Here is a 24,456-nt window from a genome sequence, read left to right as displayed (position 1 = left end):
TCCATCTGCGAGGTACAGATGACCAATCACGGTCTTTGGGTTGACCTGGGGAGTTTGCTCCCTGGGCATTGTTTTTGTGCTGCCTTGCCTTTCCATAGGGAGAGGTCGTAACTATGCGCACTCAAGATGCGGTGTGGCAGGGCTGTTTTGGCCATTGGCAGCCGTTGTTTATTCGTGAATATTGGCTGCCTTTGGGCCATGGGGCCTGGCAGGGGTTTTTGACCCAGGGGCGGGGTGCTGTAGTCTGCAAGGTGTCGGGGGTGACGTCGGCTGTGGACTGGGGTTTTGACCTGGTGCCCTACACCACCCACTTTGTGGCCCAGGCGGTGTTGTTGAATTTTTGTCACACCCTGGGGCTCGACCCCGATCACTGGGCTGCCCTGGAGGCCGCCGTGGCCAATTACGACCCGGCTCAAGACGTGATTTTGCTGCTGCTAGGTGACGCCACGCCCTATATCACCCATTTGCAGGGGTGGGCGGTGCCGCCGCCGGAGTGCTCGCGCCAGTTGGGCGATCGCCAGGTCGAGTTCGATCTCACGCCCAAGCCCTAACGCTATCGCTACCGGTCGGTCTGGGTCTCCCGATCGCAGACCATGCTGAATACCCTTCATTCTTCTCGGCCCTATGACTCAAATGCCCACTCTATTTGTCTGTGCCCTGTGTAAATTTCCTGCCGCCGCCGCCGATGTGGGCGATACGACCGGAGGGCAGCGCCTCATCGATCAGTTGATGGAGCACCTTCCCCCCGACGCTGGTATTTCCCTCCAGCCGGTGCGCTGCATGGCGGCCTGCGATCGCGCCTGCAATGCCGCCCTCAGTGCCCCCGGCAAGCTCACCTTTATCTTTAACGACCTGTCGCCCCACCAGTCGGCCCCCGACCTGGCCACCTTTTGTCGCCAATACGCTGAGGCGGTGGGGGGAAAAGTGCCCTACAGTCTGCGATCGCCTGCGATCAAACAGGCCACGGCCTACGTTCTACCGCCCCCGGCCAATGAGGCAGTGGAGGCTGCGATCGCTCCATAGGTGCGATCCATAGGTGCGACCCATAGGTGCGATCGGGCGATTCCCGTTTGGCTAGAGTGGGTTTACTGCCCAGCGACAATTTCAAACTCCAGCCCAAAGGTCTGGGCCAGGTTGCAGGTGTGGTGGTCGGTGATATTGGTATCGCTCAGCTCCAGGTTATAAAAGCTGACGCTGGGATGGCTAAAGTACGGCCCCGCGTGCCAGGTGCCCACCGCCAGCTTGATAAAGCAATGGCCAGGGATGTGAAAGGCCTGAATGCTCTGGGGGTCGGGCCGATCCGCTGCCCCCGGTGGGGCCACCCCCATGACCCAGTCTTTGCCTTCCAGCGCGCCCAGGCACTGGGTGCAGCGCTGGTGGCGGGTAATGGTGCGAAACCGGGTGCCCCGATCCACCAGGGTCATGATGTAAAAGCGCGGAATGCCCTCATCGAGCTTAAGCTGTGCGTCCCCTGGGCCAAAGTCAGCGCCATCGGCAGTGGGAAAAATCACCTGGCCAAAGGGGGCAAAAGCCTCGGCGGTAATGGGCTGAGCCGGGAGTCGGTGAAGGGTAAGGGGTGGGGTCATCGGCTACATATAACGAGCTGAGTTATTGTGACAGCGATGCAGCGGTAATTGCCTGGGCAGCGGCTAAAGGCTTGAACTCATTGCTAACAACCTGAATTCGGGTTAAGCCTCCCTCGTTTAGAACCAGGCTAGCCTTCCCCTCCTGGAAGGGGTTAGGGTTGGTCTGAGCCATTGCCCGGCTTATCCGTAGAACGCAGCCGCCTTGATGTCAGCATTTTGACTCACCCCGCCCTCCGGGCACCCCTCCCAGGAGGGGAAAGTGTGATCCCGAACTGAGCTTAACAGTGTATCGGCTGTTTCCGGTAGCCGTGCAAAACCTTAAAGAGTTCCGCGCCAGCACCAATGGCGAGAACACTTCGTCTGGGGCGAGGGCTCGATCCTCATGTTAGGTATCACACCCATCGGCCGCGCAACAGTGGATAGGCTGGCGCTGAATCGAGATGGTGTTGTCAATTTGCGTCGAGTTTTGGTGGCCGTGGGCAACCATCCGCCCTAAGAAGTCGTTAGAGCAGTATCGATGGTAGATTGAAGGCGCGCGCCATTTGTGAACTATTGTTACTTCCCGACCTCCAATGCTGATTCTCTCTGCCACTAAGGGCTCTAACCTCAGCCTGGCCCAATCTTTTGCCGCCGAAGCCAAATCTAAAAACCTATCCGTAGAGACCATTAGCCTACCCGAACTACAACTGCCCCTCTACGACTCGCTCAACCAGGCGGGTGGCACTAGCGAGGGGCTACTCAAGCTGGCCCAGGCCCTACGAGACCACAAAAGCCTGGTGATTTGCGCGCCCGAATACAACGGCTCCATTCCGCCGGTGGTGAGCAATGCGATCGCCTGGCTGTCGGTCAGCACCGAAGACTTTCGCGCCCTGTTCAACGGTCGCCCCGTGGCTTTGGCCAGCCACAGCGGCGGCGGCGGTCAGAAGGTATTGCTGGCTATGCGGCAGCAGCTCTCCCACCTGGGCTGCACCGTGCTGGGGCGGGAGGTGCTAGCGACGTCGCAAAAGGCGGCTAACCCCGAGGCGATTTCTGCCCTAGTCAGCCAGCTCAGCGCGCTCGAATCCCTGCCATAGCTCGCTGGCTTAGGGAGGGGAGATTGACATCTCAAGGTCGGCGATAAAGTAGGCGATCGCTACAGCCCGCCCGATCGCTGAAAGTAGAAAAATGCTGCCTGTAGCACCCCAATGGCAAAACCTAAAATGCCCCCCAGGTTGACGATCGCCTGCAATTCATTGCGCACAATGCCCTGAATCGCCAGCTCCAGCTCCTTGGGCGACGTGCCCCGTACTCGGTCAATAATCACCTGGTCAATATTCAAAATCGGGATAATTTGGGCCACCAACGACTCCAGATCGCGCTCCAGGTAGCGCTCTAAGATCAGCGCCAGCTCTTCGCTGACTGGGTCAAGCGACTGGGTGATCACCGCCGAATTTTGCAGGCGGTTGAGTAGCTGAGTGGCCAGCATTTCCCAGTTGACCGAGGCCCCCAGACCGCGCACAAACTCCGGCCCCAGGGTTTGAATGTAGCCCTGCACCGACTCGCGCAGGTTGCGCCGCACCTGGCGCACGGTCGAGACCGGCAGGTTTTGCAGCGACACCCGCTGTAGCGAGTCGCGTAGGCGGGTTTTGACCTGGAGGGCTACCACCAGTTCGGCAATGCGGGCGTTGCTGACTTCGCGCTCGTCGAGGCAAAAGGCCCGCAGCCGGCTGAGGGCATTGCGCACCCCAAACAAGTTAGCTACGACCCAGTAGGTGCCGCTGGTGCGCTCGCGAAAGATCGTGTCGATGACTTGAATGTTGCGATCGGTGAGAAAATCGACCGCCAACTGGCGCAGTTTGTCGGGGGGAAAAACGCCGCTGAGCAACCAGGTGACAATCTGGTCAGCCTGCTCGGCGGTCAACCGAAAATCTATCAGCACCTGGTCAAACAGCTGGTTGAGCTGGGGTTCGAGAAAGTTGTCGCGCCGTGCCCACACGCGAATGAGTCGGGGTAGCGATTTGCCAAACAGGTCTTGCAAAATGGCACCAGCAATTTTGGCGGTGCGCTCTTGGGCGCGGCTCTGCACCTGGTCGAGGGCCAGTTGCAAGAGCCACTTGATCGCCGCCTGGGTGCGTTCGGTTTGCAGCAGCCGCCGAGCCAGATTTTGCAGCTCTTCGGGGGTCAGCAATGACCCCATAATGGTGTCAGAAATGCGCTTGGCCAGCCGCTCTTGGTTGCTAGGAATCAGCCCCGGGGTAAAGGGCAGGCGGCGCTTGCCCAGGTACAGCGGGCGATAGGGGCGAAACAACATTTTGATGGCGATGTCGTTGGTGAAATAGCCAATGACGCCGCCAATAATGGGCGGTGCTAAGAGTAGCCATAGATCAGACCCGGTCATCGGTAGCTCACCACGAGCACCCCCATCAGTCCCCCGGCAATCGGGTAGTGCACCGCCCGGTCAAACCCGGCCTGGTGGGCCAGCATCACCTGCTCAGGCCCCAGGGGGAAGCGATCGAGGCTGGGGCCAATGTAGGCATATTCATCGGTCAGCCCCATTTGCTGAGCCGTGGGCACCACCAGGGTGTCGAGGTACCAGCGCTGAAACTGCTCAGCTAGCCCGCCCCGGGGCCGGTGAAAGTCGAGAATGGCGGCGCTGGCCTGGGGCTTGAGCACCCGCCGCAGCTCCGCTAGCCCCTGGGGAATATCGGTGAGGTTGCGCAGGCCATAGCCCATGGTGGCGGCATCGATGCTGGCGGTGGCGAGGGGGAGAGCAAGTGCATCGCCCTGAAGCCAATGGATCGGGGCCTGGGGTAGTGCGGTTTTGGCCTCTCTGGTGGCCGCCACTGCCAGCAGCTCTGCCGAGAAGTCTAGGCCGTAAACGGTGCCAGTGGCCCCCACCGCCTGGGAGAGCATCAGCGCCAGATCGCCGCTGCCGCAGCACACATCGAGGGCGGTGTGGCCTGGGGCGGCACCACTCCAGCGCACGGCCATGCGTTTCCAAACTCGGTGCAGCCCAAAGCTGAGGCGTTCATTGAGGCGGTCGTAAACGGGGGCAATCCGGTCGAACAGACCCTGAATATCGCTGGCGGTTGGTGATGATGGCTGGGCAAGTCCCACGGCGGTGCAGCGCGATAGATCACCCTTTACTGTAGCGCTGCCCCCGACACTCAGCCACGGTGTGCCGTTGGGTTTGTTACAACTGCGATCGCCCCTAGAGGTAATCGCAGTTGGTAATCTGCATCTCGCTACCGACCATTACTGGCGTTGGCGTCGGGGCTGTCGCGGCAACACCTTGGCAAATTACCGTGGCGAGCTTGGGGCCACCGCCAGAGTCTAAGGTGGCAAACACCACCCCGGCGTAGCCCCGCAGAACCGGGTCGGTTGGAATTGCCTGGGCGCTGGCTACGGTTAGGCCCCCTATCCCCGACGTCAAGGTGTAGCTGTAATCGTCAGGGGCCTGGGCAGCGAGAAAGCCTAACTCATTGATAGAAGTAGCAAAGCGAGAGTTTTCTAGAAAAAAGATCTGCTGGCCCCGATTGACAGCACCAATGTATTTTAAAGCACCAGCTTGCTTCGCCCTAGCCGCCTGATTTAAGAAGCTGGGGAGAGCGATCGCCGCCAGAATGCTGGTAGTGATGATGACAACGAGCAGCTCAACCAGGGTAAATCCCTTCTCCTGACTGCCCTTGGCACTACTACAGAGCTTGACATGAAAGCGGCGCAGGTAGTTGGCCATAGCCATAAAAATTCTTGTCAACGATCACGTTATTCCCCCCTAATCTACGTAGTTACTCTGAGTAGTTCGGGGCTTTTTGCAGGCTTTTATCTAGCCTTTATCAAACTTGTCAAGAATGGTGAGGGTTTTCTGGCAATGATATGGAGCAGTAAGATGATGCTCTGTTAGGGTTCCCAGACCCATGTGGAACGTTGAGCCTTTGCCAAAACGGTCTAAACTGTCTGACTATACCCGTTTAGCTGAAAGACTAATTTGGATACTGTGCCTTCTATCCCCTTCAGCCCTAAAACTCTGCGTGTGTTTATGACGGGGGCGAGCGGATGTATTGGCCATTACATTCTCGAACTGCTCCTGGAAAGCGATCGCTACGAGTTGTTTTTGCTGTTGCGCCATCCCGAAAAACTGCGACTGGCGGTACGTGACCGCCCCAATGTCCATATTCTCCACGGTGGTCTAGAGGATATTGCTCCCTATGCCGACCTGCTCGGCACCATAGACATTGCAATTCTCACCGCTGCGGCCTGGGGGGGTGCCCCCGGTTACGTCGAGGCGATTAACATCGACGCCAATCTGCAACTCATGGCCCACCTCGACCCCCAGCGCTGTCAGCAGGTGGTCTACTTCTCGACCGCCAGTATCTTGAACCGACGCAGCGCTCCCCTGCTTGAGGCCGGGCAAATGGGTACTGATTACATTCGCACTAAGTACGAATGCCATCACCGTCTGCCCGACCTGCCGGTGTATGACAAAATTACGACGGTGTTTCCGACGCTGGTGTTTGGGGGCGACAAAGACAAGCCTTACTCGTTTATTTCAGCCGGGCTGAAAGATGTTACCCGCTGGGTCGGGCTGGTGCGGTTTTTCCAGGCCGATGCTGGGTTTCACTTTGCCCATGCCCAAGACATTGCCACGGTGATTAACTACCTGATCGAGCATCCGTCGAGTACAGGCTACCGCGAGTATGTGCTGGGCAACCCACCCCTGACGGTGAACCAGGCGGTGGAACAAATCTGTGACTATTTTGGCCAACGCATCTGGTTTCGTCTGCCCCTATCGATGTGGCTGGCTGACGTACTGATTAGGGTATTTCGAGTACAAATGGCCCCCTGGGATTATTTCTGCCTGCGCTATCGCCACTTTGTCTATACCGGTGCGGTCAGCCCCGCCAGTTTTGGCATGGAGCCCTATTGCTCAACCCTGGCAGACCTGATGCGAGTGCACGGCCTGCCTGGGCGCTAGGCGGGCGGGGAGAAGCCTACGGCTACTTGACGACAAACCGATAGGGCATGAGCGAGTAAATGCCTCTGGGGTCGTTGAGGGTGCGCATCAGCTGAGTCTCGTCTAAGAACTCCAGTACCTGGGCTGTGAGGGGGTCAGGGGCCGTAGTGGCGACTTCGGCACCCAAAAAGCTTTGGACGAACTGCTGCCATGGGGTCGGTTCGGGATATTCATTGAGTTGCCAGTCGTCGCCCAGCTCGGCGAGTTCGGCCGCGGTGGCGATCGCCGCGTCTAAACCGCCCAGCTGATCGACTAGGCCTAACTCTAAAGCGGCTTTACCCGACCACACCCGCCCCTGGGCTAGCTCAGCGACGGTAGAACGAGGCAGGTCGCGCCCCTCGGCCACCCGGTCGAGAAAGCTGTCATAGATGGTATCGACCAGGCGCTGCAAAATGGTCAGTTCGGCTGCGGTCTTGGGCCGCGTGGTCGAAAAAATATCTGCCAGCTGGGCGGTTTTCACGCCGTCCCAGTTAACGCCGACCTTGGTGCCCAGCTGATCGAGGTTGAGAAAAACGCCGAAGACGCCAATGGAGCCGGTAATGGTGGTGGGCTGGGCCAAAATGGCATCGGCCTGGCAGGCAATCCAGTAGCCGCCGGAGGCCGCCACGTTGCCCATGGAGACCACTACGGGCTTGCCTGCCTCCTGCACCAGCTGCATCTCCCGCAGAATGATCTCCGAGGCGGTGGCACTGCCGCCGGGGCTGTTGACCCGCAGTACCACGGCTTTGACGTCATCGTCTTGGCGCAGCTGGCGCAGTTGCCGGGCCAGGGTATTGGCTGCAATGATGCCACTGGGGCCAAAGGTACCGTCGTCGTCACCATCAACAATGGGGCCTTCGGCGTAGATCAGGGCCACCTCCTGGTCAGAACGACGGCTGAGCAATGGGTCGTCAACGGTTTTGGCGTAGGCAGCCAGATCAATCTGGCGAAAATCTAGGGCATCGTCGCTGTCGGCCAGATCCTCTTCTCCGGTTATTTCGCGCAGGGCGACGATCACTTCGTCTTCGTAGGCGATGGTATCGACCAGCTTTTGGGTCTCCGCCTCTGCCCCAAACAGAAACCCCTGGGTGTTGGCAATGCCCTGGAGCTGCTCAGGTGACAGCGATCGCGGCTGGGTCGAGGCAGTCAACAGGTTCTGCCAGAGATCGCCCAGCAGACGCTGGGTTTGCTCCCGTTCTTCGGGGCTCATGGTGTCACGAATGAGCGGTTCTACCGCCGACTTATACTTGCCTACCCGGGTCACCTGCACCCCAATGCCCAGTTTTTCTAAGGCTTCGGCCTGGTACATGGTTTCGGCGTAGAGACCGTTCATCTCGATGTCGCCAAAGGGGTTGAGGTAGATGGTGTCGGCAATAGCGGCTAGGGCATATTCCCGCTCGCTCCACGATAGGTCGTAGGCCAAGATGGGCTTGCCAGCGGCGCGAAAGGTCTCCATCGCCTGCTGAATGTCTACCTGGCTGGCCAGCCCGGTTCCCACTCCTTCGCCACCCCGGATGTAGAGCGCCCCGATGCGATCGTCGGTGGCAGCCTCTTCTAAGGCCAATGCGGCCTGACGCAGCGTCAGAGAGCTGGGGCTAGACCCTCCCAGCAAGATCGCCCCAGGGTCTACAGCCTCAGGCGAATCGGGGATCACGGTTCCCAGGTCGTACACCAGCACCGTATCTTTGTCGATCCCGGGAGAGTCGTTCTCTTCGGCCAGGCTGGCCACTATCACCCCCACCAGGCCCACGGCGCCTAAGGTGAATAAGAAGCCCAGCAGCAAAAAAAATAAAATCGACCCAGTTAGACTGGCCAGAGTGTACTTGAGAAATTGCCGCATAGGGGAGACGAGGTAAGAGATTGGGTGGCCAGGCTACCGATAGACGTCGGCATCTTCAGCGTCTTCGTAGGTATCAAGGGCTGGTTCCTCAGGGGCCTCGCTGATCTCTTCTTTAAAGCCGCGCAGGGTTTTACCCAGGGCACTGCCCAGTTCAGGAATTTTCTTGGGGCCGAAGATGAGCACGGCTACCCCGAGCACAAGAGCGACTTCAGTCCAGCCGAGGTTAAACATGGCGTTAAAGGGTTGAGGTTTGTTTCACTATACAACCTGGAGCTCGGCGATCGCTCACACGACTGCAGTCTCAGGGGCAAAGCGAAAGCCCGCCTGGCGAATGCGATCCATGGCGACGGCGAGGCGATCGCAGTCAGCAATCAGACTAACGCGAATGTAGCCCTCACCGCCGGGGCCGAAGGCATTGCCGGGGGTCACCACCACGCCAGTTTCCTGTAGAACTTCCAGGGCAAAGTCGGTAGACGAGGTCTCGGGCGGGCAGGGTACCCACAGGTACATAGTGGCCTGGGGTTTTGCCACTGTCCAACCTAGGGAGGCAAACTCATCGATTAAAAAGTCACGCCGTAGGGAATAGCGCTGCTGCACCTCATCCAGGTAGGTGTCAGGCAGCGACAGGGCCGTCTCTGCCGCCCGCTGCAGGGCCGCAAAAATGCCGTAGTCGAGGTTGGTTTTAAGCGTACGCAACCCCTGGATAATGTGGGAATTGCCGACTACGAACCCTACCCGCCAGCCCGCCATGTTGTAGGTCTTGGACAGGGTGTGAAATTCAACCCCGACCTCTTTACCACCGGGGATTTCGAGCAGGCTAGTGGGTTGGTAGCCATCAAAGGCCAGCTCGGCATAGCAGAGATCGTGCACCAGCAAAATCTGGTAACGGTGGGCAAAGGCCACGGCCTGCTCAAAGAACTCTCGGGGGGCGGTGGCGGCAGTGGGGTTGTTGGGGTAGTTGAAAAATAGCGCCTTGGCCCGTTGGGCCACCTCCACTGGAATCGCATCGAAATCGATCAGCCAGTTGTTAGCGGCTGTCAGCGGCAGGTTATAGATTTCTGCCCCAGCAATGGCGGGGCCACGAAAGTGGGCCGGGTAGGCGGGGGTCGGCACCAGTACCAGGTCGCCGGGGTTAATGAACGCCATGGCCAAGTGGGTGATCCCCTCCTTAGAGCCCAGCAGCGGTAGCGCCTCGGCGGTGGGGTCGAGGCCGACCCCGTAGCGGCGTCCGTACCAGTCGGTGATGGCGGTGCGAAAGCTGGCGGTGCCCTCAAAGGGGGGGTAGCCGTGGGTGGTGGCGTCGCTGATGGCGGCGTGGGCGGCATCGACCACCGGGGTCGGCGTGGGGCCGTCGGGGTTGCCCATGCCCAGATCAATCAGGTCGAGACCCTGCTCGCGGGCCCGGGCTTTAAGCTCATCGAGGCGAGCAAACACGTAGGGGGGGAGGGCACTGAGACGATGGGCGGTGGGCATCCAGTCAAGGGTCATGGCTGCACCTCCGGGGCAACAGTAGAAGCAGGGCGAACAGGGGTGGCGGCGCTAGATTTTTGCCGCAGTTCGGGGCACAGGGGTGACACCATAGCCGCCATGACTGCCTCTGGGGTCACCGTAAACGGCAGGTGGTGAATGTCAGAACCGTCGCGACAGGCAAAGGCCGCAACCCTTTGCAGATCGACTAGAGTAATATTTTCCAGACCGAGGTCGGCCAACGTCTGGGGTAGCCCCGTCGCCCGGTAAAAGGGCAGCAATTGCTGCCGCGCTGCTCGGGCCAGGGCCGCGTTGCCGCCCATTTCTTCGAGTCGCAGTTGCACCAAAATACCGTAGGCCACCTTCTCCCCGTGGAGCAGGCCGTGGCTGGCTGGTAGCTGGGTGAGACCATTGTGGACGGCGTGGGCGGCGACCGTACGGCACTGGGCCCCACCGACCCCGCCGATCACCCCGGCCAGCAGCACAGTGGCATCGACCACTTCCTGCCACTCGGGGCCGCCCCACTGGTGCAGGGCCGCGGGGGTCTTTTGCAGCAAAATGTCGCGCAGCACCCGAGCCTGCTGTACTGCGGCCACCATGAGGGTCTGCTGACTGGCACCGCTGCTGACAGCGGCCTCATACCACTTGGCCAAGCCATCGCCAATGCCGGCCACCAGGGTGCGTCGAGGAGCGGTGCGAAGCAGGGCATAGTCGAGAATCAACAGACTGGGGCAGGTGGTCAGGGCCACGTCATAGCGAAAGGCCCCCCGATCGGAATAGACATTGGACAGGGCTGTCCAGGCGGCACAGGTAGCCCCGGAGGTGGGCACCGTAACTACCGGCTGCTGGAGCTGGTGGGCTAGCAGTTTGGCTGTATCCAGCGCTTTGCCGCCGCCCAGGCCAATTATCACATCGGCCCGGTGGGCCGCCACCGTGGCGCGTAGGCGGGTCAGGGCGGCTTCACTACAGTCGCTGCCATAGGCGGCAGTCTGGGTCGCTAGCCCCTGCTGTTCTAAGGCGCTGAGCAGCGGCGCCGCCAACGGCAGGCTGTGGTGCCCCCCCACGACCAACGGCCGCTGTCCCAGGCGGGCGATCGCACTACCCTGGGCAGCCAGAATACCGTCTCCCCGCACCACCTGGGCCGGAGCAATGGCAAGGGTTGGCAATTGAGAGGTGGTCATAGAAGCGTCGGTGGGTAAGTGATTAAAGGGCTGGAGTGAGACCGTGAGCGAGAAAAGCTTGCCCTAGCCAGCCGTGAGCTGGCCGAGCGCGTCGCCGTTAAGTTGCACCTGATAGCTATCCTCTGCGTCTTTAGGCGCAGGCTGTACCTGACCCAGGTAGAGCAGCCGAGACACCCCGTCGGCACCATGCACTATTGTGCGGGCGCGAATGGTAGCCGTCTGCCCGGGTAGCCCGAGTCTGTAGGGCTTAAAGAGATTGCTAGCCGCCTGGCGTAGAGTGGCATCTAGGGTGGTGGGGGTGACGTCGGCGGGCACCGTAATCACAATCTGGCTAGCCCCCGAGTCGTAGACCGTGGCGTAGGGAATGGCACCGGGCACCGCCGTGCGGGTAAAGGGTTCAAAACTCAGGCCCAGTAAGCCCACCGTAAGCACGGCCGTAAACCCTGTGGCCCCTACCAGACGAAACCGAATGCCCCAGCCCAGGGCAAAGGCTAGGGCCGTCAGAGCAGCTAGCGCTAGGGTGCCAATACCGGCCCACTGGGTGGCCACTAAAAATTTATCTGGGCTGAGCATAGGGCAGGGTAGGGTTGAGAATGAGATCGCTAAACGTAGGCACTACCTAGAGTATTCAAAGATATCGCAGATCAAGCGGTCAGCTTGTTCTGCACTGGCGGAGCAAAGATGTGGTTGATCAGGGCACTCTGGTATCTAGCAATACGATTTAGATGTCTCGATCCTATCAGCAGTTTTCCTGTCTGAGGGCGGTGGAGTAACAACATGGGCGCGATTACATCGGTCAGATCTCGTTCTATAGTGGCGATCGCGCTATCTATACCTAGCTATCACCTGGTCTACAGGCTGGCTAAAACTCAGTAAATTTAGGTTGTAAACCTAACCAAGACACGGTAAAACTTGAAGCCGTAGCAATAACGATGGCAGTAGTCATGACACAGGTAGCGGAGACAGGCATGGGTAGGTGGCAACTGCGACATGGTATTCGCGCAACAGGGCTTTTGCTGCCGCTGCTGCTGTTGGGTTGTGGTTCTTCTAAAGTGGCCCAGTGTAACCAGTTGGCCGAAGTGGTCAATCAGACCCAGGGCTTTATGCAAGACTTTGAGGCCGAGATTCAAACCTTCAGCGAAAGCGCGGCCCAAGTTAAAAACCTTGACGACATCAAACTTGCGGCCAGTCAGTACACCACCGCCGTTGATAAAGTTGTGACTAACCTCGATGGGCTCGTTGGTGATCTCGAGACCACTACCCTGCGCGACGAAGATCTAACTCAGTTTAGAGACAGCTATATTGGGGTAGTGCAGGGGTTTAGTAGTGCGCTCACCGAAGCTCGTGAAGCGATGGAGCTGGTCGTGACGGTTGAATCTGAGGCCGAACTCCCCGCTAAAATTGAAGAATCCCAACAGCAGACGATGGCAGCTGTGTCGGCCATTGAAGATCTGTCCCAAACCGAATCTCAGCTCATCTCCGATGTAAATGGCTATTGTGGGGCTGCACAACCCGCCGAACCGGGATCCTAAGCCTCTCCTTGAGGGGGCAGCAACTGAGCGGCGGCAGCTGAGCACTAGAGAAATCAGCTCTCAATGGCGCTAAGCCGGAGGATTTAGCCTAAGCATCTACAAAATGTGCTGCATTTTCTAGAACTAACCCTATACTTTGAATTTGAGCTGATCTTTGGGCATAGGAACCTGAGCAAACGCTGGCTTTAGGCTATCGTGTAGGTCATAGCTGCCTTGAGATCAGCGGGCTCGCCAATCGGTATCGCGGGTGTGCCGTGGATAGTCTCAGTGGCTTGGGCAGCCATGTTCTAGCTGCTGCCTAGATAGCTGTCTAGTTTCTAGTTAGCCCTAGTCCCTTTGATGTTCCCTGTGAGTTACTGAGGGTTAGATAGCCCGTAATTTACCTAGTCTGAGATCTCTCTACCCCGTGACCCACCAGTCCCAAGTTCCGCCTGATTTAAAGCAAGACCTACTGCGCGTTGTAGATAGTAGCCCTGCAGACTGGATTTTGTTGAATCTAGCCCTGAGCACCATGAAAATGGGAGGCCATCGCTATGGTGCTTTTTTAGATGCCGCTACCACTGCCGCCAAACTGGCCATCTACAGCACATTCGTAGAACAGGGTGAGAACATTCGCAAGACAGGTTTTTTGTACCATGTCGAACCCAAGCGGGTGAAGGCGATTGTGCATGAGATTCAGCAGGCTTTGGCAGAGGGGCAGAGTCTCAAGGTGCTCAATTCTAAGGAGCCTTACTACCTTATTGCGCTGCCCTTTCTCTGGCAAGAACATTTTCCCTGTAATTCCTCTACGGCCAGGGTCAGAATCCAGGGACTGACCCCTGGCGAGCGCAAAACCATTGAAGAGAGCCTCCCCGCTACGGCACCCCTAGCCCGCATCTTAGACCAGGTGGAGTTTAACGAGCTGATCGAGATTCTGCATCAGATGTCCCAGGAAGAGCTCCCCCAAAGTCACCGCATGCCCTTCAGCGATGCCCTGATGTCGCATATTAAATTTCGTCTGCTGCACTCGGGTACCGTCCTGCAGATTGATTCACCGCTGGTGGATATTCCGCTATACGCCCTGACCAGCGCGTCGTACTCGCCGAAGGGAGAGCAGGAGCGAGTGTTTGCCATGATTGACGATGTCGCTCGCTACTTTAGCCTGCTACAGGCCTGGGTGAGTGAAGATGCCGGGGTCATGCGTGGTGTGGAGGTGTTTGACATTGCCCCTCAGCAGCGTCAGCAGGCGTTAGACGAGTTAGACGCCATGCTGCGGGCCTGGGCCGACAAATATCACCAGGATGGTGGACTGCCGATGGTGCTTCAGTTTGCGGCGGGTCGGCGCGAACACGATTAATTCTTTGAGCGCGCGATCGCCCTTCGGGAAGCCCGAGCCGACCCTTCCGAGCCGACCCTGTAGCCGAGTTGACCCGGGGCAAACCCGCCGAGGCAACTTGGGCTAAACTGAGCATATCGTAACGAAATGTAACGCATGGGTCATGCCACTCTATCGTCGGGCCGCTGCGTGGTGGTCATTGGTGCGGGCATGGGTGGGTTGACGGCGGCTGCTCTGCTCGCCCGTCGGGGCTACCGAGTGCGGGTGTTTGATCAGGCTCAGGTGGCGGGGGGGTGCGCTTCGACCTTTAAGCGCCGCGGGTTCACCTTTGACGTGGGAGCAACCCAGGTGGCGGGGCTAGAGCCGGGCGGGATTCACCGGCAGATTTTTGCTCAGCTCGATCTGCCCCTGCCTGCCGCTACTCCCTGCGACCCGGCCTGTGCCGTGTTTTTGCCCGGCGAGGCCGAACCCATTCGAGTATGGCGCGATCCGGCGGCCTGGCAGGCCGAGCGCCAGCGCCAGTTTCCTGGCAGTGAGCCGTTTTGGCAGCTGATGCAGCGCCTGTTTAAACCCAGCTGGCGGTTCCAGGCACGGGAGCCGGTGCTGCCTCCCCGCAGCCCCTGGGATCTGTGGCAACTGACCCAGGCGCTCCGCCCCGATACCCTGGTGACGGTGCCCTACACCTTTGCCACCGTCGGTCAGGTATTACAACAGCTGGGGTTGGCGGGCGATCGCCGCCTCAAGACCTTTCTCGACCTTCAGCTAAAGCTCTATTCTCAGGTCGGGGCCGACGATACGGCGGTGCTCTACGCAGCCACGGCCCTCAGTATGTCCCAAGCGCCCCAGGGGCTCTGGCATCTCCACGGCAGTATGCAGGTGCTGAGCGACGCTCTAGAAAAATCCCTGGGCCGCGACGGTGGCCTATTGCAGCTCAACCACGGCGTGCGGCAGATCCATACGGCCCGAGGTCGAGTCACCGGGGTAACGGTAGAAAATCAAAAAACCAAGACCACCTGGGTCGAACCCGCCGACCATGTGGTGGCCAACGTGACGGTGCAAAATTTGGTGCAGCTCTTGGCAGATGACGCCCCCCAGGGCTATCGTCGTCGGGTCGAGGGGCTACCCCAGGGCAGCGGTGCCTTTGTACTCTATCTGGGGGTCGAGGCGGCGGCAATTCCGGCTGATTGCCCGCCCCACCTGCAATTTTTCTATCACTACGATGGCCCGATTGCCGAAAATAACACCCTGTTTGTGTCGGTCAGTCGCCCCGGCGATGGCCGGGCACCCGAGGGCCGGGCTACGATTGTGGCGTCGTCGTTTACCGACATAGCGCCCTGGTGGCAGACCACCCACTACGACGGGATGAAACAGGCCTACACCGACGGGGCTATCCGACGGCTGTCAAGCTACTTTGACCTGCGCGGCGACCATCTGATTCACGTGGAGGCGGCTACCCCCCGCACCTTTGCCCGCTTCACTGCCCGCGATCGCGGCACCGTCGGTGGCTTAGGCATGCGCGTCAGCACCTTTGGCCCCTTTGGCTTTGCTAACCGCACCCCCATTCCTGGACTCTGGCTAGTGGGCGACTGTACCCATCCCGGCGAAGGTACTGCGGGAGTGAGCTACTCAGCGCAGACCGTTGTGCAGCAGATCGAAGCTGCTGAAGGGAAATAAAAAGAAGTAAGACTGGGAAAATTTAAAAATTTTTGAAAAATGAATCCCACATAGCTGAGCAAATAGCCCCTGACGTGAGTATTATTGAGTCAACTATGACCGTACTACGGATGAGCTCTTGGTAAATTTCGTTACCAATTTGTCTTGCCGCTAGTAAGTACCCTCCAGTACTATGCCTGTCGTAGTTGCTTTGCCCCGGTTCCTTTGGTTGCCTCGCCCCTACACAATCAGGTCAGCAGTATGAGTCCCTGGGATTCTCTAGATTCGTGGTCAAACTACTCCAGTCGTCCTCCGGCTAGCCTGGAAGAGCGACTTTATCAGCATTGGCAGTATTGGCGGAAGCAAGAGTCTCCCGAGGAGCTGATTGGGCGGTTTCGGCGGCTGTTTTTAGATGTCGCCAACTACTCCGACCTGGCGGCAGCGGGTGCGTTGCTCAAGCTGGCTGAGCAAGACACCGCCGATCGAGAATTTAAGTACGTCCTCAATCGCTGCTGCTACACCCTGATCAACCTCTGGTATACCCAGCCCCGTGAGCACTGGGCCATTCCGGCTCTGGTGCAGGTGTTTGAAGACTTGCCCCCGTCCCAGGTGCCAAATTCGGCGGCTCAAAAGGTTTACACGCTGGTTAGAGAGTTTGTCAAAACCGAGCAGTATGCGTCGCTGGTGCGGTTGCGAGAAGTGATGACGCCCCAGCGGGAGACAGAACTGGCGATTTCTGCCAGGGCAGATGATCAGCTGCTGGCCCGACGTATTCGCCACTATCCCTTCTTGTACGACCATAGTTTGCTGACTAAAGACAGTGGCCAAGAGCAAAAGCAAAATATCAACGATTTGCGCTACCGGGCTGAAACTGATCTGGGCATCCGTTTGGCTCGCTACCATGCCCAACAGCAGATTTCTGGCCGTTCAGCACAGTTGGTTAACCCGACCCTCCTCGATGTCGCGGGGCTAGATGAGGCGCTGAGCTTTTATACGGGCAAGGCGAATGGTCGCACCCATCGCGATCAGGCTCGGTGGTTTGCCACCTACAGCAAGACCGTGCGATCGTTCCGTGACTTTAAAGATGAGTTTATCGACTATCTCATTCACCCAATTGTGGCGGCGGAGCCCAAGTACAGCGGCAATCACTTTACCCGCAATCTGCGTCAGTACCTGCGTGAAACCCTGGCCGAGTTTGACGATCAGCCACTGAACAGCTTTATTTTGGTGGAGACCTGCCGTCGTCTGCTCAATTTCTTGGTGGTCGATAGCCCCAACCGCCCGGTGTTTCGGAACTTTCGCCACCTGGTCAATGATGTCGGCTACACCCTGACGATGGGGTTGCTGCTGCGGCTGGTGCTGTTTTGCTCGGCGGCAAAGCCCTGGCTAGAGCGCTGCTTCTCGGTGCTGTTTAACGTCCATGAACGGCGCACCTGTAAGGAAGTACCCTGGCTGGTGACCAGTCTAGAGCATGCCAATGTAGCCCTGATTACTAACTTTGGCGATGTGGGCTACCAGTTCTAGGCTAAGGGGTTTTGTTGGCTAAAGAGGTCGTCGGTTGCTACAGGGCTGGATTAAACGGCTGACCCTCATTGTTGTGGCTGTGGGTTTAGTGTTGCGCTTTGCCAATTTAGACCGCAAGGTCTATTGGCATGATGAGGTGTATACCAGCCTGCGAACAGCGGGTTATCAAGGGCCAGTGGTTGAGCAAGCGGTGGCCGATCGCCCTGATCTAACCGCCGCCGATTTGATGCGTTACCAACAGCTGCCGCCTACACCATCGTTGGCTGACTGCTGGCAGGCGCTATCGGCCAACCCTGAACACCCGCCCTTATACTATCTGTTGGCCCATGCCTGGGGGCGGTTGTTTGGGGCATCGGTGGGCGGCTATCGGGCGATCGCCGCGATCTTTGGGGCGATCGCACTGCCGTTGATATTTTGGCTGACGCGGCAGCTATTTCCCCAGCAACCTGTGACGGCCTGGCTGGCGATGGCGCTGCTGGCGGTGTCGCCGGTTCACTTGGTCTATAGCCAGGAGGCCCGCGAGTACACCCTGTGGATAGTTGGGCTGCTGTTGGCCAATGGCACCCTGGTGCGAGCCCTGCGGCAAAAGTCGCCGGTGGATTGGGCTATTTATGGCCTGGCCCTGGGGCTGACCTGGTATGGTTCGTTGATGACGGTGCTGCTGGGGTTGAGCCATCTGGGGTTTATGGTACTGAGTGAACGCCGTCTCAGGGCCTGGCTGGGGTTTGGGTTGGCCCAGGGCCTAGGGTTGGGGCTGTTTCTACCCTGGATTGGGACGATCGTGAGTCGGTGGCAACGCCTGCAAGCCGTAACGGCCTGGACCCGTGCCCCCGCACCGCTGGAATATTTGGCCCAGCGTTGGGGGATGCACTACAGCGTCTTAGCAATCGACTTTAACCTACCCTATGACCACCTCTGGACGGTGCTGGGGGCCGCCTTGGTCTTGGGCCTGGGGACGATCGCCCTAGTTTGTCTGTGGCGTAGCTACCCGCGATCGACCGCTCTATTTTTGGGCTGCGGACTGCTGATTCCTCCCCTGGTGCTGATTGGTCATGACGTGATTGAGGCCGCGCAGCTGTCGCGCAATACCCGATATTTCTTTCCGTCCCTGGTGCTAATGCCGGTTGCGATCGCGGCGCTCATTACCCACTGGCTGACCTTTTCGCAACGGTGGGTGCGGCGGGGCGGGGCGGGGCTACTCATCCTGCTGTTGGCGCTGGGGTTGGCCTCAGGGGTGAGCTATGGGCGTGCCGATACCTGGTCGAACAAGGGCTTTAGTGCCACTAATCGGTGGATTGCTAACGATATCAACCAGCGGCCCAACCCCATGGTGATCGTGAACCCGAGCCATATTTCCTTAGGGGAGGCGATTTCCCTCAGCTACTACCTCAAGCCAGAGACGCCGATGTGGCTGTTATCCGAGCCCGTGTTACCCTCCCCCGATGCGCTCCAAACCGCCCATCCCCAGGGTGCCCTGTTGGTTTATAAGCCTGACTCTGCCCTGCTGAAAACCCTGTCGCCGGATTGGCAAGCAATCGATGCTGACCCCTCGGTTCAGTTTTTTCCCCACGATCTGGTGACGCTGATGCCACCCCCAGGGCCTTAGATTTGCCGTCAGACTACGGCGGGAGACTGCATTTGCAGGGTACCGGCGATCGCATCCATCGTCAGGGTGCCACCGATGGGAAGCGTCCACAGGGGTTCGACGTGGCCAATCCAGGCACCGCCGTAGGCCGGTATGCCTAAGGGCTGAATGTGGTCGCGGAGAATTTCTTCTAGCGTTAGCGAGCCATAGCTTTGTCCAGGCCCGCAGGCCTGGCATTGGCCAAACACAAACCCGGCCAGCCCGTTGAGCACCCCGGCCAGCTTGAGCTGGGTCAGCATGCGATCGATGCGGTAGGGCGATTCACCCACATCCTCTAAAAATAAGATAGCCCCGGTGGTGTCGGGCAGGTAGGGCGACCCGACAATGCCAGCAATCACCGACAGGTTACCGCCGAGCAGTGGCCCAGTGGCCTGCCCCGGTGTGATGGTTTGAAGGCGACCCTGGTCGCGCATGAGGCGATCTTGATCGGCCCCCAGCAGCGGGTTGCGGTAGGTCAGCGCCTCGCCATTGATCAGAATGCGGCGCAGGGGCTCCACCTGCTCGGGTCGCCAGGAGGTAATGCCGTGGGGACCGTGGAATGTGACCAGCCCGGTCTGGGCGTAGATGCCCAATAGCAACGCCGAGATATCGCTAAACCCGATCAACACCTTGGGGTTGGCACGAATGGTGTCGTAGTCGAGGTAGGGCAAAATGCGGGCGCTGCCCCAGTCGCCGCGAATGGGTAGCAGCGCCTTTACCGCCGAGTCGGCGAACATCGCGTTTAGATCTGCCGCCCGCTCGGTATCGGTACCGGCCAGATAGCCGTAGCGGGCCAGGGCGTGGGGCGCTACCTCAGGCACAAAGCCCAGAGCTTTGACCGCGTCAATCACCAGATCCAGGCGATCGCGCTCAAAGGTCGCCCCTGCTGGGCTGACGATGCCGACTACATCGCCCTCGCGTAGGCGCGGCGGCTTCAAGATTGGATGCCCCTGGGCGGGAACGGCCCGTTGCCCTAACGCCACTCCCGCCGTCGCCATGCCCAATCCGCCCAATAGCTGCCGCCGTCGCATACGCGATACCCTAAAAGACACCAATGCCGAGCATACACCGGAGCTATCTGTGACTGCACAAACCCCGTCGCCTCTCAGCCCCGCTGCCTGGGAACAGCGCTACCAAGCGGGTACCCCCCGCTGGGATTTAGGCCAGCCAGCCCCCGCTTTCCAGACATTGTTGGCATCTGCTTATGCCCCCAGGGTCGGCTCAGCGCTAGTGCTTGGGGCTGGGCGCGGCCACGATGCCATTTTTTTCGCCCAGCGGGGGTTCGAGGTGACCGCCGTTGACTTTGCCCCCTCAGCAATTCAGGCCCTAGAGGCCCAGACTCAGGCCCAAAACCTTAACCTGCGGCTACTAGAGCGAGATATTTTTGACCTAGTGCCCGAGTTTGCGGGCCAGTTTGCCTATGCGATCGAGCACACCTGCTTCTGTGCGATCGCCCCCTCCCTCCGCCCCGCCTACGTCGATCTGGTGGCCAATCTTTTGACCCCTGGGGGAGAATTGTTGGCAGTATTCTTCACCCACCGACGCTCCGGTGGGCCACCCTTTGGCACCACCCCGGCCGAAGTGCATCAATTATTTGAACCTCACTTTGAAATCCTTAGCCTAGACCCGATCGCCAACTCAGTACCCTCGCGCCAGGGAGAGGAGCATTTTGGGCGGTTGCGGCGACGGTAGGAGAGGGGGTGAATTAGTGAGGGATAGGCCAACTTTGAACTTTGAACTGAGCCTCCTCCCCTTCCCCATCCTCACCCCCTCACTGTCCATCTCTTTATACTGAAGGAGACCGTTCACAGTGCACCTTTCCCATGGATTTAGAGCAAATTGCTGCCCAGCTCAAAAGCGAAGACTCCAAAGACCGCATGCTGGCGCTAGCTTCGCTACGGGATGTGCCGGCAGCCCAGGCGGCACCGCTGATTCGACAAGCCCTCGACGATAAAAATCTGCAAATTCGCTCGATGGCGGTGTTTGCCCTGGGTATTAAACCCGACGCAGAGTCCTTTGACATTTTGATCAATCTGCTCAAGTCTGACCCCGACTATGGCATTCGGGCTGATGCTGCCGGGGCGCTGGGCTACCTAGAAGACCCCCGCGCCTTTGAGACTCTAGTGCGGGCTTTTTACGAAGACACCGACTGGCTGGTGCGCTTTAGCGCGGCGGTTTCGCTGGGCAACCTCAAAGACCCCCGCGCCCACGATGTGCTGATGCAGGCCCTGCAAAGCGACGAAACAGTGATGCAGCAGGCGGCGATCGCTGCTGTCGGCGAGATTGGTGACCTGGAGGCGGTGGATGAGATCCTCAAATTTGCCCAGTCAGACGACTGGCTAGTACGCCAGCGGTTGGCCGAAGCCCTCGGCAATTTGCCCACCCCAAAAACCGAACCTGCCCTGCGCTATCTAGAAAAAGACTCCCACTTTCAGGTCTCTGAGTCCGCTAGAATCGCGCTGACCCGGCTCCATCATCGGCAGGGCACGAGTCACTAGTACTCTGAGGCGGCAATAACCCAGCTGTTTACTCACGCGGAAACCCTTATGAGGCCTGGGGTTCTCGTTCTGCCTTCTGCCTTCTTACTTCTGCCTTTCGGTACTAGAGCCCAGGTAAAATTCCCTTAGCGCACAATCACAAGTCAACTATCTGAGTATCTGAGCCGCTCTTCCACAGTACCCAGCGATAACCCTAGGGCCACGGCAATTTGGGGCGCGGTTAAACCCATCTGGTGCAGTTGAGCGATCGCATCCAGGCGGGCCTGTCGTTCCTGCTGAGCTTCAACCTGGGCCTGCTGTATCTCGACTTGGGCCTGCTGTATCTCGACTTGGGCCTGCTGTACCTGAAGCAGGTATTGCTGAGCCTGCTCTTCAGCAGAGGGGTAGCGATGTCCGCTTTGGTCAAACCAGGAGAGCACCTCGCGTTCCATGCCGCCCAGCAGCCCCTGGGCACGACCGATCGCCAGGCCCGCCTCTGGCATCCAGTAGGGCTCACCGATTTGCAGCTGGTACCGGCCCTCGATTAGTTTGTACAGCTCAAAGGGCTGGTGTCGGTCGCGCTGCCAGTACTCGGGGTTGTAGATCACGTAGTAGAGGACGCCGAGGTTTTGGTAGATAGCGAATTTGTCGTCATACTCGCCGCCGGGGCTCCAGGAGACCATCTCCAGCACCAGGGTGGGGACGGTGCCCGCTTCTTCCCACATCACGTAGCTCTTGCGGGATTTGTTGCCGGGTTTGCGACGCGGCACCCCCAGGCTCAAAAAACCATCGGGCACCACGGGCACGCGTGGGTTTACCCCACTGAGGTGGTAGACCCCCATATCGACGCCAAAGTACCAGTCATCGCGATTGGCCCAGAGCAGCTGTAGTAAAAACAGCAGGTAGTTGGGCAGCAGATTCTGATCTTCATTATCCACGGGCGTATCGTCAGAGCAGGGGAGCTCGTCGCTAGTGGGTAAGTTTTGGTAGAGGTCGGCTTTTACCATGGCCTTAGCCCGATCGACGGTGTGCTTCAATCATAAGCGCTGGGCTGAAAGTTCTGGTTTAGGTAAATCGTTCTCTCTGCCTAGATCAGGTGCCGTTACCTCTGGAAAGCTGGCAAAATTTCGCCGCACCCAATCCATGCCGACTTCATTATTGAGCTTAATGGTTTGCGGTGAATCGGGGTAAAGCTTGCCTAAGATATCGGCATCTTGCTCCACAACCACCTGAGCAAAGTTTAGATAGGTGCGCCCCACCAGATTAAATACCGGGTGCTTGGCCTGACTAAACATCAACACATAGGTACGGGTACGATTTTCGGCCTCGGGCACAAACAGATGACACTGGGCAAGGGTACCCAGCGCTGATCTGCCGTGAAAAATTACCAGGGAGGGGAAGTGGTTCTCTAGATGTGCCTTGAGGGTCTCGGGCAGCAGAAACAAGTCAGGACGGCGCAGTTTTTCAGCGAGAGAGTAAGGGGCCGTGGGCATGTCGTAGTAGGCATGGGACTCGTGGCCCTGGTCAATAAATTTGTGAAACTGCACCTCATTAATGCGAAACAAGTCGCGGTGAGTGCCGTTTTGGTGGTTGTAGTCGTGCATGTTGAGCAACATGCTGAGCAAGTCTGTCTCCACCGTAATATCGGCAGCGTGGCCTATAAAGGAATATTTCGCCGCTATGTCTTTAAGGGCAATCGGAATCGGTATCTTGGGCTCGTAGCCGCCGTAGGTCCAGACAAAATCGCCCTGGATAATTAGCTCTAGCGGCTCAAGCTGGGGCAAGGTTTGCTTGGCCGAACCGGGTAGAACCGTGTGTCCCTTGGCATCAAAGGCGAGGGCGTGAAACGGACAGGTGACTCGACTGCTGCCGTCGTTGCCGGCTTCGCACCAGCCCTCTGACAGCATGGCCCCCATGTGTGGGCAGGCATTGGGCAGAGCATGGATATCGCCGTTGACAGCTTTCCACATTACATAGTCATTACCGTAGAGGGAAATTTTGCGCGGCTGGTTAATGGGCAGCATCGATTTATGCGCCACGAGCCAGGGCGCACCAGGAAGCATAGACGGCATAAAAGCCTCCCAAGACTATAAAATTGTGAGAAATTCGTCGTGTTTTAAAAATATGACAAAAAACTCGCATTCGTCAAGCCCTTTGCGTCGCCAGCCCAAGCAGCGGCGGGGGCAGCAGCGAGTCGAAAAAATTTTGGCGGCGGCAGCGGCGGTGTTCGACGAGGTGGGCTATGAAGCGGCGACCACTCACCAGATTGCAGAACGGGCGGGTACGGCAGTCGGTTCCTTGTACCAGTTCTTCCCAGACAAGGCGGCAATTTTTAACGCCATGGAACGGCAGCACATTGAGCGGGTAGCGGCTCTGTGGGCAAAGATTAGCGCCGAAGAGTACTGGCGACTGCCGCTGCAAGAGATGCTGAAAAGGCTTGTCGTGGCTGTAGGTCAGCTGTTTGAGCACCCAGTATCACGGGTAATGTTTATTGAGTTCTACACGGCGCGCGATCGCTTCCAGACCATCGACGACAGCATGACCCAGGGAGCGATCGATTTTCTCTCGGCCATCCTGCACCAGCGTAATCCTGATCTGCCAAACGCTCAGCGAGATCTGCTGGCGGAGGTCTGTGTTCACAGCAGCAACGCGCTTATTTTGTCCGCTCTGCGACAGCGGGATGAAGAGAAGCGCGATCGCCTTGTGCAGCAAATTCCAGCGCTAATGGCCGCTTACCTGACCCCCTATGTAGGCGATCAGATCCACGGCCATGTAATGAGTGTAATGATTTGCCCCCACTGTACTTCCCCAAAGCTAGGTAAAAATGGCCATCGTCGGGGCAAGCAGTGCTACCTGTGCAAAGCCTGCGGCAAGCAGTTTGTGAATCCGATTGTTTCGCCTCAAGTTCTATGACTCGCTGGCATCTCGACTCCGGTCGCTGAGCGGAGCCGAAGCGACCGGGCTGTGTCACCCACGGGTGCGCTGGACGGCATGGGGATGGGATCGCTCCAATCGTTGGGGTCGGTGTAGCCGAGGGCGTGGAGGATTTTGATGGTGCGATCTATGGCGGCGAGGCTGCCGTAGAGCATGTGGCGCACCCGCTCTGGACGGGCTTGAGGGGTGCTGCGCGAAGACGGCGGCAGATTAGATGCCCCGCTGGCATCGGGTTCGAGATATTCAAACATCGGTTCTGTTTCCTTTTGCGTTTGCAGTAAGCAAGCCCTGCCTGCAAATCCTCCTGGGAGGGGGAGGGGTGTTCCCTTCCTGGGCTGTCTCTTATACAGA

General features: G+C 58.6%; 24 protein-coding genes and 2 pseudogenes. 13 read left to right on the top strand and 13 right to left on the bottom strand.

All coding sequences use genetic code 11. The features are described 5' to 3' along the window. Positions 1-113: 113 nt before the first annotated feature. Both IQ254_RS10055 and IQ254_RS10050 read left to right on the top strand, forming a co-directional pair. A complete protein-coding gene (locus tag IQ254_RS10055; protein ID WP_193966043.1) occupies positions 114-551 on the top strand; it encodes a hypothetical protein in 438 nt (145 codons plus the stop codon). Positions 552-624: 73 nt separating this feature from the next. Then, positions 625-1,023, top strand: a complete 399-nt coding sequence (locus tag IQ254_RS10050) for a DUF1636 domain-containing protein (protein WP_193966042.1) — start codon at positions 625-627, stop codon at positions 1,021-1,023. A 62-nt stretch (positions 1,024-1,085) separates the two neighbouring features. Here IQ254_RS10050 and IQ254_RS10045 read toward each other — a convergent pair whose 3' ends face one another. Continuing rightward, positions 1,086-1,586, bottom strand: coding sequence for an ureidoglycolate lyase (locus IQ254_RS10045; RefSeq protein WP_193966041.1), 501 nt, complete (start codon positions 1,584-1,586; stop codon positions 1,086-1,088). 572 nt (positions 1,587-2,158) lie between these two features. On the opposite strand from IQ254_RS10045, the gene IQ254_RS10040 reads away from it, so the two are divergent. Continuing rightward, positions 2,159-2,659 (top strand): NADPH-dependent FMN reductase, encoded by a 501-nt coding sequence (locus IQ254_RS10040; protein ID WP_193966040.1) that lies wholly within the window; start codon positions 2,159-2,161, stop codon positions 2,657-2,659. A 59-nt stretch (positions 2,660-2,718) separates the two neighbouring features. On the opposite strand, the gene IQ254_RS10035 is transcribed toward IQ254_RS10040, so the two are convergent. The 3 genes from IQ254_RS10035 to IQ254_RS10025 all read right to left on the bottom strand — a co-directional run bounded on the left by IQ254_RS10035 (position 2,719) and on the right by IQ254_RS10025 (position 5,307). Beyond that, the gene (locus IQ254_RS10035; RefSeq protein ID WP_193966039.1) at positions 2,719-3,963 is read right to left on the bottom strand and encodes a DUF445 domain-containing protein; all 1,245 of its coding nucleotides are present in this window, start codon (positions 3,961-3,963) and stop codon (positions 2,719-2,721) included. Beyond that, positions 3,960-4,682, bottom strand: a complete 723-nt coding sequence (ubiE, locus tag IQ254_RS10030) for a bifunctional demethylmenaquinone methyltransferase/2-methoxy-6-polyprenyl-1,4-benzoquinol methylase UbiE (RefSeq protein WP_193966038.1) — start codon at positions 4,680-4,682, stop codon at positions 3,960-3,962. Before ubiE ends, IQ254_RS10035 begins: the two co-directional genes overlap by 4 nt. Positions 4,683-4,776: 94 nt before the next feature. Then, complete coding sequence (locus tag IQ254_RS10025; protein WP_193966037.1) at positions 4,777-5,307, bottom strand: type IV pilin protein; 531 nt, start codon at positions 5,305-5,307, stop codon at positions 4,777-4,779. Positions 5,308-5,604: 297 nt separating this feature from the next. Between IQ254_RS10025 and IQ254_RS10020 the strand changes: the two genes are divergently transcribed. Further along, positions 5,605-6,540 (top strand): NAD(P)-dependent oxidoreductase, encoded by a 936-nt coding sequence (locus IQ254_RS10020; protein ID WP_193966036.1) that lies wholly within the window; start codon positions 5,605-5,607, stop codon positions 6,538-6,540. 22 nt (positions 6,541-6,562) lie between these two features. On the opposite strand, the gene sppA is transcribed toward IQ254_RS10020, so the two are convergent. The 5 genes from sppA to IQ254_RS09995 form a co-directional block, all read right to left on the bottom strand. Next, positions 6,563-8,398, bottom strand: a complete 1,836-nt coding sequence (sppA, locus tag IQ254_RS10015) for a signal peptide peptidase SppA (protein ID WP_193966035.1) — start codon at positions 8,396-8,398, stop codon at positions 6,563-6,565. Positions 8,399-8,431: 33 nt separating this feature from the next. Then, positions 8,432-8,629 (bottom strand): twin-arginine translocase TatA/TatE family subunit, encoded by a 198-nt coding sequence (locus tag IQ254_RS10010; protein WP_193966034.1) that lies wholly within the window; start codon positions 8,627-8,629, stop codon positions 8,432-8,434. Positions 8,630-8,683: 54 nt separating this feature from the next. Beyond that, positions 8,684-9,886 carry an aspartate aminotransferase gene (locus IQ254_RS10005; protein ID WP_193966033.1) on the bottom strand — a complete coding sequence of 401 codons (1,203 nt, stop codon included), beginning with the start codon at positions 9,884-9,886 and terminating at the stop codon, positions 8,684-8,686. Beyond that, positions 9,883-11,046 (bottom strand): iron-containing alcohol dehydrogenase family protein, encoded by a 1,164-nt coding sequence (locus tag IQ254_RS10000; protein WP_193966032.1) that lies wholly within the window; start codon positions 11,044-11,046, stop codon positions 9,883-9,885. Before IQ254_RS10000 ends, IQ254_RS10005 begins: the two co-directional genes overlap by 4 nt. 63 nt (positions 11,047-11,109) lie before the next feature. Next, the gene (locus IQ254_RS09995; protein ID WP_193966031.1) at positions 11,110-11,619 is read right to left on the bottom strand and encodes a Ycf51 family protein; all 510 of its coding nucleotides are present in this window, start codon (positions 11,617-11,619) and stop codon (positions 11,110-11,112) included. A 395-nt stretch (positions 11,620-12,014) separates the two neighbouring features. Here IQ254_RS09995 and IQ254_RS09990 point away from each other — a divergent pair, with 395 nt between their 5' ends. From IQ254_RS09990 to IQ254_RS09970, 5 genes are all read left to right on the top strand, one after another. After that, complete coding sequence (locus IQ254_RS09990) at positions 12,015-12,578, top strand: hypothetical protein (protein WP_193966030.1); 564 nt, start codon at positions 12,015-12,017, stop codon at positions 12,576-12,578. A 406-nt stretch (positions 12,579-12,984) separates the two neighbouring features. Continuing rightward, positions 12,985-13,914 (top strand): heterocyst differentiation control protein, encoded by a 930-nt coding sequence (hetR, locus tag IQ254_RS09985; protein ID WP_193966029.1) that lies wholly within the window; start codon positions 12,985-12,987, stop codon positions 13,912-13,914. 135 nt (positions 13,915-14,049) lie between these two features. After that, on the top strand, positions 14,050-15,567 hold the full coding sequence (gene crtD, locus IQ254_RS09980) for a C-3',4' desaturase CrtD (protein ID WP_193966028.1): 1,518 nt from the start codon (positions 14,050-14,052) through the stop codon (positions 15,565-15,567). Between the two features lie 240 nt (positions 15,568-15,807). Then, positions 15,808-17,070, top strand: a complete 1,263-nt coding sequence (locus tag IQ254_RS09975) for a hypothetical protein (protein ID WP_228040456.1) — start codon at positions 15,808-15,810, stop codon at positions 17,068-17,070. Between the two features lie 79 nt (positions 17,071-17,149). Then, positions 17,150-18,676, top strand: a complete 1,527-nt coding sequence (locus tag IQ254_RS09970; RefSeq protein WP_313887413.1) for a glycosyltransferase family 39 protein — start codon at positions 17,150-17,152, stop codon at positions 18,674-18,676. A gap of 8 nt (positions 18,677-18,684) precedes the next feature. On the opposite strand, the gene IQ254_RS09965 is transcribed toward IQ254_RS09970, so the two are convergent. Continuing rightward, complete coding sequence (locus tag IQ254_RS09965) at positions 18,685-19,692, bottom strand: LD-carboxypeptidase (protein ID WP_278000312.1); 1,008 nt, start codon at positions 19,690-19,692, stop codon at positions 18,685-18,687. Between IQ254_RS09965 and IQ254_RS09960 the strand changes: the two genes are divergently transcribed. Beyond that, the gene (locus IQ254_RS09960; protein ID WP_193966025.1) at positions 19,691-20,386 is read left to right on the top strand and encodes a methyltransferase domain-containing protein; all 696 of its coding nucleotides are present in this window, start codon (positions 19,691-19,693) and stop codon (positions 20,384-20,386) included. The genes IQ254_RS09965 and IQ254_RS09960 overlap by 2 nt on opposite strands. Before the next feature lie 131 nt (positions 20,387-20,517). After that, positions 20,518-21,192, top strand: a complete 675-nt coding sequence (locus tag IQ254_RS09955; RefSeq protein ID WP_193966024.1) for a HEAT repeat domain-containing protein — start codon at positions 20,518-20,520, stop codon at positions 21,190-21,192. Positions 21,193-21,335: 143 nt separating this feature from the next. Here IQ254_RS09955 and IQ254_RS09950 read toward each other — a convergent pair whose 3' ends face one another. Both IQ254_RS09950 and IQ254_RS09945 read right to left on the bottom strand, forming a co-directional pair. Continuing rightward, positions 21,336-22,178 carry a Uma2 family endonuclease gene (locus IQ254_RS09950; protein ID WP_193966023.1) on the bottom strand — a complete coding sequence of 281 codons (843 nt, stop codon included), beginning with the start codon at positions 22,176-22,178 and terminating at the stop codon, positions 21,336-21,338. Between the two features lie 30 nt (positions 22,179-22,208). Beyond that, on the bottom strand, positions 22,209-23,243 hold the full coding sequence (locus tag IQ254_RS09945) for a Rieske 2Fe-2S domain-containing protein (protein ID WP_193966022.1): 1,035 nt from the start codon (positions 23,241-23,243) through the stop codon (positions 22,209-22,211). On the opposite strand from IQ254_RS09945, the pseudogene IQ254_RS09940 reads away from it, so the two are divergent. Further along, positions 23,185-23,898 (top strand): annotated as a pseudogene (locus tag IQ254_RS09940) (TetR/AcrR family transcriptional regulator); the annotation flags it as partial. The gene IQ254_RS09945 and the pseudogene IQ254_RS09940 overlap by 59 nt on opposite strands. A 57-nt stretch (positions 23,899-23,955) precedes the next feature. Further along, positions 23,956-24,060 (top strand): annotated as a pseudogene (locus IQ254_RS31405) (TetR/AcrR family transcriptional regulator); the annotation flags it as partial. 11 nt (positions 24,061-24,071) lie between these two features. On the opposite strand, the gene IQ254_RS09935 reads toward IQ254_RS31405, so the two are convergent. Then, positions 24,072-24,356 (bottom strand): hypothetical protein, encoded by a 285-nt coding sequence (locus IQ254_RS09935; RefSeq protein ID WP_193966020.1) that lies wholly within the window; start codon positions 24,354-24,356, stop codon positions 24,072-24,074. Positions 24,357-24,456 lie beyond the last annotated feature (100 nt).

It is taken from the genome of Nodosilinea sp. LEGE 07088 (genome assembly GCF_015207395.1).
Classification (GTDB): Bacteria; Cyanobacteriota; Cyanobacteriia; order Phormidesmidales; family Phormidesmidaceae; genus Nodosilinea.
Note: the sequence above shows the minus strand (reverse complement) of the source record. Positions and strands in the feature narration are given on the sequence as shown.

What these genes read in the sequence shown, in the direction of transcription:
- IQ254_RS10055 (WP_193966043.1), top strand. Translation starts at nt 114, where the DNA reads ATGCGCACTCAAGATGCGGTGTGGCAGGGCTGTTTTGGCCATTGGCAG.
- IQ254_RS10050 (WP_193966042.1), top strand. Translation starts at nt 625, where the DNA reads ATGACTCAAATGCCCACTCTATTTGTCTGTGCCCTGTGTAAATTTCCT.
- IQ254_RS10045 (WP_193966041.1), bottom strand. Translation starts at nt 1,586, where the DNA reads ATGACCCCACCCCTTACCCTTCACCGACTCCCGGCTCAGCCCATTACC.
- IQ254_RS10040 (WP_193966040.1), top strand. Translation starts at nt 2,159, where the DNA reads ATGCTGATTCTCTCTGCCACTAAGGGCTCTAACCTCAGCCTGGCCCAA.
- IQ254_RS10035 (WP_193966039.1), bottom strand. Translation starts at nt 3,963, where the DNA reads ATGACCGGGTCTGATCTATGGCTACTCTTAGCACCGCCCATTATTGGC.
- IQ254_RS10025 (WP_193966037.1), bottom strand. Translation starts at nt 5,307, where the DNA reads ATGGCTATGGCCAACTACCTGCGCCGCTTTCATGTCAAGCTCTGTAGT.
- IQ254_RS10020 (WP_193966036.1), top strand. Translation starts at nt 5,605, where the DNA reads ATGACGGGGGCGAGCGGATGTATTGGCCATTACATTCTCGAACTGCTC.
- sppA (WP_193966035.1), bottom strand. Translation starts at nt 8,398, where the DNA reads ATGCGGCAATTTCTCAAGTACACTCTGGCCAGTCTAACTGGGTCGATT.
- IQ254_RS10010 (WP_193966034.1), bottom strand. Translation starts at nt 8,629, where the DNA reads ATGTTTAACCTCGGCTGGACTGAAGTCGCTCTTGTGCTCGGGGTAGCC.
- IQ254_RS10005 (WP_193966033.1), bottom strand. Translation starts at nt 9,886, where the DNA reads ATGACCCTTGACTGGATGCCCACCGCCCATCGTCTCAGTGCCCTCCCC.
- IQ254_RS10000 (WP_193966032.1), bottom strand. Translation starts at nt 11,046, where the DNA reads ATGACCACCTCTCAATTGCCAACCCTTGCCATTGCTCCGGCCCAGGTG.
- IQ254_RS09995 (WP_193966031.1), bottom strand. Translation starts at nt 11,619, where the DNA reads ATGCTCAGCCCAGATAAATTTTTAGTGGCCACCCAGTGGGCCGGTATT.
- IQ254_RS09990 (WP_193966030.1), top strand. Translation starts at nt 12,015, where the DNA reads ATGGGTAGGTGGCAACTGCGACATGGTATTCGCGCAACAGGGCTTTTG.
- crtD (WP_193966028.1), top strand. Translation starts at nt 14,050, where the DNA reads ATGGGTCATGCCACTCTATCGTCGGGCCGCTGCGTGGTGGTCATTGGT.
- IQ254_RS09975 (WP_228040456.1), top strand. Translation starts at nt 15,808, where the DNA reads ATGAGTCCCTGGGATTCTCTAGATTCGTGGTCAAACTACTCCAGTCGT.
- IQ254_RS09960 (WP_193966025.1), top strand. Translation starts at nt 19,691, where the DNA reads ATGCCCAATCCGCCCAATAGCTGCCGCCGTCGCATACGCGATACCCTA.
- IQ254_RS09965 (WP_278000312.1), bottom strand. Translation starts at nt 19,692, where the DNA reads ATGGCGACGGCGGGAGTGGCGTTAGGGCAACGGGCCGTTCCCGCCCAG.
- IQ254_RS09955 (WP_193966024.1), top strand. Translation starts at nt 20,518, where the DNA reads ATGGATTTAGAGCAAATTGCTGCCCAGCTCAAAAGCGAAGACTCCAAA.
- IQ254_RS09950 (WP_193966023.1), bottom strand. Translation starts at nt 22,178, where the DNA reads ATGGTAAAAGCCGACCTCTACCAAAACTTACCCACTAGCGACGAGCTC.
- IQ254_RS09945 (WP_193966022.1), bottom strand. Translation starts at nt 23,243, where the DNA reads ATGCCGTCTATGCTTCCTGGTGCGCCCTGGCTCGTGGCGCATAAATCG.
- IQ254_RS09935 (WP_193966020.1), bottom strand. Translation starts at nt 24,356, where the DNA reads ATGTTTGAATATCTCGAACCCGATGCCAGCGGGGCATCTAATCTGCCG.